The 1,956-nt window shown below is 74.4% G+C and carries 1 protein-coding gene and 1 pseudogene; both read left to right on the top strand.

Features of this window, described 5'->3' with window-relative positions:
- Positions 1–679 precede the first annotated feature (679 nt).
- Positions 680–1,579, top strand: a complete 900-nt coding sequence (locus C1A33_RS24500; protein ID WP_243407903.1) for a SigE family RNA polymerase sigma factor — start codon at positions 680–682, stop codon at positions 1,577–1,579.
- Positions 1,580–1,956: pseudogene (locus C1A33_RS34340) on the top strand (hypothetical protein); the annotation flags it as partial.

The following is a 1,956-nucleotide window of genomic DNA, read 5'->3' as shown; positions in this document are numbered from 1 at the left end:
GGGGTGTCGGGCAGCAGCGGGCCGGGGTCGTCGGGAATGGGGGCGTCCGGGTCGAGAGGTGGCGGCGGATAGCCCGGGCGATGCGGGCGCACCCCACCGCGGGACGCCGCCGAGCGCCCCGGCCAGCTGGTTGTCGTGAACGGGCTGGACATAGGACCCGCCGTACCCGGCGGACGGAGCCGCGGAAACATCGTCCCAGCATCGCACGCCCGGCGCCGGAGCACGCAGGGACCAGGCCGACCACTGGCGGCAACCACCGGCCCACGCCACACCAGCCCATGGCCACCACTGTGGCGACATACACACAATGACATCCATGCATGGACAACAATGCCTGCTGATTTCCTACGGAAGTCGACGGGATGACGGCCCCATCGTGCCGCGACCCGGGTCGACCAGTGTCCCAGGCGCCTGACCTGGCGGTTCATCGTCGGCGGGGCCGACGGACGCCCACCCGGGAACCGTGTCACGGGATTCGAGGCCTCCGGGGCGTATCGCCGTATTAACGAGAAAGCCATCGATCACCACCGAAGAGCCACTCCCGAGACGGGCCCGAACCGCTAGCGTCAGATGTACATCACCCTGCACACATGCCTCTCAGCAAGCAGCAGCAGACGACCACAGCATCGGCTGTCTGGCCGGCCCCGGGGATGCGCCGGCCAGGACGGGCCCGGGGAGCGTGCCAGTGGAAGCGGTCGCGACCGACGACGAGCACGAACATCCCCCCAACCAGGCGGAGTTCCGTGCCTTCTTCGAGTCCCACCATCGCGAGCTGAGTCGCTTCGCCTACCTGCTCACGGGCGACCGTGACGCCGCGGACGACATCACGGCGGACGCCCTGACCGCCGCCTGGTCCCACTGGGACCGGGTGCGCTCGGCGGACCTGCCGCTGGCCTACGTGCGCCGGATCGTGGCGAACCTCGCCGCGGACCGGGTGCGCAGGGCCGTGCGGGAGCGCCGGGGCCTTGCCGCCCTCGGTCAGCGGGCGGAGCGCTCGGCGCCGGCACCGGATGTCCCCGCCGTCGTGGACCTGCGCACGGCGCTCATGATGCTGCCGCCCGGCAAGCGGGCCTGCGTGGTGCTTCGGTACGCCTTTGACCTGTCGGAGGGGGAGACGGCTCGCACGCTGGGCATCTCGGTGGGGACCGTGAAGAGCCAGACCGCCCGGGGGGTCGCCGACCTCGAGCGCATCCTGCAGGGCGGCGAGCGGCCGCCAGCCGACACGAGAGCACCGGAGGTGACGCCCCGCATAGCAGCCGGCCACAGCGGTGCCGCGCGCGGCGGCGCCGGCCGATCCGGGGCGTCGCGGGCCGCCGGGCCGCGCTCCGGCGCGCGCCGGTCCGGTCGCCAGCGCGGCGGCGGGTCCGGAGAACCGGCTGGCCCCGGCCTGTCCACCTGCGCGCAGGTGCGGGCGGCTGATCCGATCCCCGGCCAGGAGACAGCCGTGGGGCAGGCGCCGTCCGCCGACGCCGAGACCGGATTCGGAACCGGCCTCGAGACCGCGGTGGACCCCGGCCCGGACCGCTTCGCGTGGTCCGATCCGCGGCCATGGGCATGGTGGCGGGTCGGCGAGGCATAGATGGCATCGGGTACGTCGGAGCACGAGGGGTCCGGCAACCTCCCCGCGGACGCCAGCCCTCGCCCGGCCGGCACCGGTCCCCTCCCCGGGTCGTGGCCCGAGGGCGGACAGGCGCTGCCCGCAGGCGGCACCGCCGGCGGCGAGGACCCGGACCGGGCCGGTCTGACGGGTGCTCGCCCGCACGAGGGCACCCGCGGCCCTGCAGCGACCCGGGCAGGCGGGGGTACCCGGGGTGGCCGGGGTAGCCGGGGAGTGCGGGGTGGTCGTCGGGGCCGCACGTTGCTGGGAACCGGGCGGGGCGGCCCGCAGTGGGCGAGCGGCGCGTTTCCCGACGAGCTGCGCGGGCTGCTGGGCACCGAGATGAGCCGGCATCAGCC

This window comes from Frankia canadensis, from assembly GCF_900197875.1.
Taxonomy (GTDB): domain Bacteria; phylum Actinomycetota; class Actinomycetes; order Frankiales; family Frankiaceae; genus Frankia; species Frankia canadensis.
This window is presented reverse-complemented; position numbering and strand designations above follow the sequence as displayed.